Source organism: Photobacterium proteolyticum (assembly GCF_001939735.1).
In the GTDB taxonomy this organism is placed as follows: Bacteria; Pseudomonadota; Gammaproteobacteria; order Enterobacterales; family Vibrionaceae; genus Photobacterium; species Photobacterium proteolyticum.
On record NZ_MJIL01000058.1, the window covers coordinates 1 to 6114 of the forward strand.

Genomic DNA, 6114 nt, shown 5'->3' on the forward strand with positions numbered 1-6114 from the left:
AGAAGGGAGTGATGTCAGTGATCTCTTGCCTTATAGCAATACGCCCGTTCAATAGCTAGGTGGGTGGGAACACCCGCTTACTTTTATCTAGCTCGTGATTTTTATAAATAACTATTTTTTTACTGTTTCATATTGAAATGTTTCGCCGCTCAAACGATAATGCTCCTGAGAACAATAATGATTATCGGTTTGGTGTCTATGAAAAAACAAATAACTATCTAGCCGTTTGTGTATTTACAGCATTAACAGCTTGTCAGTCAGATGAAGTGAAAGAAAATATTTCTAATGGGAATGACTTTAATGATGGTGTTGGGCCTAGAATTGAAGTTGACCTTTTAAGAAATGGTCGAAGTGTTAAATCTTCTATTATTCATGTTCAAGGTTTCTCAGATGATGATGATGGTATTAAATCTCTAGTTATTAATGCAAATGGAATTCAGAGTGATATAATTCTTAATGGCGTAGAATTTGATACAAAACTTGAGTTAATTGCGGGATTAAATAAGTACGAAATTATAGCAACTGATAATTTAGGAAATATATCGTCCTTTTCTGACTCTGTATATTTTGGAAAGCAAGCTACAGCAGGCGGTGCGCACTCTGGTGTAATTGTTGATGAGCAACTATGGACTTGGGGGCGTAATAACTATGGTCAATCTGGTCTAGGTTTCACGAGTACACTAGCTGATGATTCACATCCAGATACTCCTCATGTGTTGAATATTAATGATAATGGTAAGAAAGTTTCTTTTGTCTCTTTGGCTTTTAATCAAAATAGTTCTTCTGCCCTTGATAGTAATGGAAATGTATGGACTTGGGGCTATGGTAAATATGGACAGCTAGGGTTAGGGGAAGATGATGGCGTTTTGGAAGAAGGGAATAATTATTCACCACAAAAGATTAATGGCTTAGATAGTATAGTTGCCATTGTGCGCGGTTATTATCATATGTTGGTATTGGATACTAACGGTAATGTTTATAGCTTTGGACGAAATAATAAAGGACAGTTAGGCAATAGTTCATCAGATAGTTTTGATTCTCCACAACTCCTTACACTTACCAAGACATGGGCTTAACATCCAGCTTTCATCCTGAAGAGCCCTGTACTGAGAGCCAGGGTATATGTACGCTTTTAGAATCTGGAGGTGAACCAGAAGTTTCTGACTCAGTTTTAGACGCTATAGATGACTTTTTGGTTGCTCTTGCTGTTCCTTCAAGGCGTATTGATAACCTTGAAACTTTTAATCAAGGTTCACAGATATTTAAGGATATAGGTTGTGAATCGTGCCATCGTGAAACTTTATCAACAGGCACCTTTGAACGTTTTCCTATTCTGAATAATCAGAAGTTTTATGCGTATACTGACTTACTATTGCATGATATGGGAGTAGGCCTTAGTGATGGAGCTAAAGAAGGAAATGCAGAGCCTACTGAGTGGAGAACGCCGCCGCTTTGGGGTTGGGTTTAATTGAAGGTGATGGCCAAAGCCGTTTTCTTCATGATGGAAGAGCACATAATATTGAAAGTGCAATATTATGGCATGGTGGTGAAGGAGCCAGTTCGAAAGAAAACTTTATTGCTTTAACTGATAAAGTGTTGCTAATCTCATTTTTACGTTCAATTTAGTAAATATTAACAAATAATGGAAAGTAAAAATATTTAGCGAGCTTTATATATAAATAAAATGAAAGAGATAGCATAATGAATTTGTATGTTATCTCTTTTTTTTAAGGTAATGATAAGTTTAAGCTTTGATAAATAGAGTCAATACAGGTAAACACATCCTCAATATCAGTGTCTTTTTATTGTTAACAATAACTATTATAAAGCTAAATCTACTTTGCTTAATAATTTATCTTATAAAGACTTTTTTGTATTGCTATAAATGACCATAAGTTGAGTTTTTTGGTGGTTACCAAAGTTAAATAAAAGATATCAAGACTAAATATTGATTATTTAAAAAAAAGCCGTTATGATAACGGCTTGGAAGATTCCAAAACAAATTTAATGCTAGTATACACAAACCTAAAGCTTATGTAACATTTAATATATTGCCTTTCGTGTGAAAAAAAAGTGAAACAAAGAGTAAAATATTCATTACCACTGTATAATTTAATAATTATTATTGCTCTTCTGACTATTACTTAGCCATGCAGATTTTAGGGTGTTGTTGCATATGTGTGGGGTGTTAATCTTGTTTGGCTATTTATTTTCTCAATCTGGTAATCACTATTTTTACATAAATTTCACCTCCAAGGCTTGATAATGATTAATTGTTAATTGTTAATTGTTAATTGTTAATTGTTAATTGTTAATTGTTAATTGTTAATTGTTAATTGTTAATTGTTAATTGTTAATTGTTAATTGTTAATTGTTAATTGTTAATTGTTAATTGTTAATTGTTAATTGTTAATTGTTAATTGTTAATTGTTAATTGTTAATTGTTAATTGTTAATTGTTAATTGTTAATTGTTAATTGTTAATTGTTAATTGTTAATTGTTAATTGTTAATTGTTAATTGTTAATTGTTAATTGTTAATTGTTAATTGTTAATTGTTAATTGTTAATTGTTAATTGTTAATTGTTAATTGTTAATTGTTAATTGTTAATTGTTAATTGTTAATTGTTAATTGTTAATTGTTAATTGTTAATTGTTAATTGTTAATTGTTAATTGTTAATTGTTAATTGTTAATTGTTAATTGTTAATTGTTAATTGTTAATTGTTAATTGTTAATTGTTAATTGTTAATTGTTAATTGTTAATTGTTAATTGTTAATTGTTAATTGTTAATTGTTAATTGTTAATTGTTAATTGTTAATTGTTAATTGTTAATTGTTAATTGTTAATTGTTAATTGTTAATTGTTAATTGTTAATTGTTAATTGTTAATTGTTAATTGTTAATTGTTAATTGTTAATTGTTAATTGTTAATTGTTAATTGTTAATTGTTAATTGTTAATTGTTAATTGTTAATTGTTAATTGTTAATTGTTAATTGTTAATTGTTAATTGTTAATTGTTAATTGTTAATTGTTAATTGTTAATTGTTAATTGTTAATTGTTAATTGTTAATTGTTAATTGTTAATTGTTAATTGTTAATTGTTAATTGTTAATTGTTAATTGTTAATTGTTAATTGTTAATTGTTAATTGTTAATTGTTAATTGTTAATTGTTAATTGTTAATTGCGTTTGTGGTTTTTTGCCCTCTTTGTATGTTTTTAAGTTTGGTGGTTTTATGCTTGTTATAAAGGATTTTTTACGCAAGTTTGATAAGTGGAGAAGAGTGAAGATGTCAGGGTTGGAGCCTGGCTTTTATCATCTTTTCAATAATAAAAATGATTTGCAGGACACATTGGTTAGCGAGGAAGACATTAAATCAATATTAATAATAAGAAACAATAAGCGTATTGGTAATGTCCTATTTATGATCCCATTTGTACGCCAAGTAAGGAAAGATTATCCTAATGCCAAAATTACTTTGATGTTAAACGAAAAATGGCAAGGACAATTTTTTGATAATATTGGTGTTGACAATATATTCTATTCAGAACTGTCTTTTGTAAAAATATTATCGACATTGAAGCTAATATTAAAGCTTAAGAAAGAAACTTTTAGTATGATACTTTTACCCAACAGCTCTGCTGGTGATACTGTATTAGCGGCAATGCTGAGATCTAAGAATAAAATCTCACCATATAATGAAAAGTGTAAAGGTGTTTTTTCTCATAGCGTCAAACTTAAAAAAACCAGACCACATTCAGCCTTAATGTCACTTGAGATCATTGAAAGTCTTCGAGATAAAGGGATTAGTAATTATTGCCATCAGTTATCATTTAGTGATGATGAGTTAACGTTTGGGCTTGAAGAAAAAAAGAAACTTGATATAAAGGGTAGAACACTAACTATAGCGTATTTCCGAGGGGCAAGAGGCATTAAGGTATTACCTGACTCTTACTGGGAAAAATTATTGGAAAAGTTCAATGCAGCCACAGATGATAAAATATGTTGGGTTGAGATTTTAAGTCCGGATATTGAAGAAGCTCTTACATGTTCAAATAAGTCATATTCTTCAACTGATATTAGGTTGTTAGGAAGTGTGCTCAGGAGTTGTGATGCTTTTATTAGCTGTGATACCGGGCCGCTTCATCTCGCCGATGCGTCCGGCGCGACATGCGTAGGGCTTTTCAATATAACAGACCCTGCAGAATTTGGTGTGTTGGGGAATGACTGCTTTAATGTTACTGATATCTATAATGTTGACTGTAAGAGCATAATTAGTGACATTAAAGATAGAAAACTAAAGCCTGATAATTACAGTGAAGTATTGTATAACTCAAAAATAAGCAATGGCGATATCATCTCTAACCATGACGAAAATCCTATAGAAGATCTCATTTCTGTTTAGCTCCATACATTAAAGTAACTGTAAGAATCGTATCTATGATTGAGTTGACAAAACTAGGTTGGTTATTTGGTTATTTTATAATATGCACATGTTCTTGGGCTGATATAAGTATTCCAGGGGCTCCAGTTTGGTCGACACCAGTAATAGGTGAGAAAGTTGCGCATGATGATCAACTGACTCTAAAAAGAATTACAGGTAGTCCAATGGTCTATCTGCAAGAAGAAGTTGATGATAGGTTTAGCGTACCAGACTGGTTCCCAATGCAGCATGAACCTATGCCTAATATTGTAAAGTATGGTAAGCGGCCAGATGTGTGGGCTTGTGCTTCATGCCACTTAGTATCGGGGTTTGGCCGACCGGAGTCCTCATCACTTGCAGGTTTGAACAAAGAATACATGTTACAGCAATTGGAGGATTTCGCTTCGGGGCAGAGGCTTGACTACACCGGGTATATGAATCGTATTGCGTCGTTATTAAGTGAGGCAGAAAAAAAGGATGCTGCAAAGTGGTTTGCTAGTTTAGTATCCGCCTCATTCATTGTCGTAAAAGAAGATACTTTTGTACCTAAGACCTTCACCGATAATAGTAGGATGCGGCAGATAACGGATAACTCGAACCTGGAGTTGCTGGATTACAGAATCATAGAGGTGCCCGAGGACATTGAACAAGCCAGGCTTCAATCACCAAAAGCAAAGTATATTAGCTATGTGCCAGTTGGTAGTCTTGCCCGCGGCAAGGAGTTGGTAGAAACAGGGGCAGGGCGAACTAGCGTTTGTTTTGATTGTCACGGTCAAACACTGTCCGGAACAGAAAGTGTGCCGTCAATTGCGGGTAATTTTGGTATCTATACCTTAAGGCAGCTATATGGATTTAAATCAGGCACGCGGAAAGGTAAGCAGTCCGCAATTATGCAAGCGAGCGTTGTTAAGTTATCTGATAGGGATATGGTTGATATTTCAGCGTACTTAAGTTCACTTAAACGGCGATAATACAAATATCCGGCGATGTGTTCTTGTTTTATGCGTGTGGCGTTTTTTTACTAAAAAGGCCTTTACAAGAAATAGTGAAATCCGTATTATTCACCGCACTTACGGAGAGATGGCTGAGTGGTTGAAAGCACCGGTCTTGAAAACCGGCATACGTTTGTAGCGTATCTAGGGTTCAAATCCCTATCTCTCCGCCACATTTTAGAAATTGGGCACAAGCCGGGTTTCACACAGAATTGGAGCGGTAGTTCAGTTGGTTAGAATACCGGCCTGTCACGCCGGGGGTCGCGGGTTCGAGTCCCGTCCGCTCCGCCACTGATTTAAGCCTGATGCGAAAGCGTCAAGCTTTTTTCGTTTAACGCACCAGAAAGTGCTACGCACTTTTCGCGGACCGGAATGCCGGACCATCGAGTCCCCGCTTGAATGCAAGCCCAGCCGTTCCGCCACTACACTGAAGCCTCGTCAGAAATGACGAGGCTTTTTTGTTGTGCGCCGAGCATNAGCTTTTTTCGTTTAACGCACCAGAAAGTGCTACGCACTTTTCGCGGACCGGAATGCCGGACCATCGAGTCCCCGCTTGAATGCAAGCCCAGCCGTTCCGCCACTACACTGAAGCCTCGTCAGAAATGACGAGGCTTTTTTGTTGTGCGCCGAGCATGGCGTTGTTCTAGGAGGTGAAAGTCCTCTACGGGCTCAGTCGAGCGAGAACCGTTAGCCTATGCA

General features: G+C 34.8%; 5 protein-coding genes and 2 tRNA genes. All 7 read left to right on the forward strand.

What is annotated here, in order from left to right; translation table 11 throughout:
- Nucleotides 1-137: 137 nt before the first annotated feature.
- On the forward strand, nt 138-1076 hold the full coding sequence (locus tag BIT28_RS08985; RefSeq protein ID WP_075763248.1) for an RCC1 domain-containing protein: 939 nt from the start codon (nt 138-140) through the stop codon (nt 1074-1076).
- Complete coding sequence (locus BIT28_RS08990) at nt 1067-1468, forward strand: di-heme oxidoredictase family protein (RefSeq protein WP_075763249.1); 402 nt, start codon at nt 1067-1069, stop codon at nt 1466-1468. Before BIT28_RS08985 ends, BIT28_RS08990 begins: the two co-directional genes overlap by 10 nt.
- Nucleotides 1435-1626 (forward strand): di-heme oxidoredictase family protein, encoded by a 192-nt coding sequence (locus BIT28_RS30360; protein ID WP_083651771.1) that lies wholly within the window; start codon nt 1435-1437, stop codon nt 1624-1626. Before BIT28_RS08990 ends, BIT28_RS30360 begins: the two co-directional genes overlap by 34 nt.
- A gap of 1609 nt (nt 1627-3235) precedes the next feature.
- Entirely contained in the window at nt 3236-4405 is a 1170-nt protein-coding gene (locus BIT28_RS09000) for a glycosyltransferase family 9 protein (protein ID WP_075763250.1), read from the forward strand.
- A 35-nt stretch (nt 4406-4440) separates the two neighbouring features.
- Complete coding sequence (locus tag BIT28_RS09005; RefSeq protein ID WP_075763251.1) at nt 4441-5394, forward strand: c-type cytochrome; 954 nt, start codon at nt 4441-4443, stop codon at nt 5392-5394.
- A gap of 103 nt (nt 5395-5497) precedes the next feature.
- Nucleotides 5498-5588, forward strand: a tRNA-Ser gene (locus tag BIT28_RS09010).
- A 41-nt stretch (nt 5589-5629) separates the two neighbouring features.
- Nucleotides 5630-5706 (forward strand) — tRNA-Asp (locus BIT28_RS09015).
- Nucleotides 5707-6114 lie beyond the last annotated feature (408 nt).

Bases quoted from the DNA above. Each gene is read 5' to 3' on its own strand.
- BIT28_RS08985 (WP_075763248.1), top strand. From the start codon at position 138: ATGTTTCGCCGCTCAAACGATAATGCTCCTGAGAACAATAATGATTAT.
- BIT28_RS09005 (WP_075763251.1), top strand. From the start codon at position 4,441: ATGATTGAGTTGACAAAACTAGGTTGGTTATTTGGTTATTTTATAATA.
- BIT28_RS08990 (WP_075763249.1), top strand. From the start codon at position 1,067: ATGGGCTTAACATCCAGCTTTCATCCTGAAGAGCCCTGTACTGAGAGC.
- BIT28_RS09000 (WP_075763250.1), top strand. From the start codon at position 3,236: ATGCTTGTTATAAAGGATTTTTTACGCAAGTTTGATAAGTGGAGAAGA.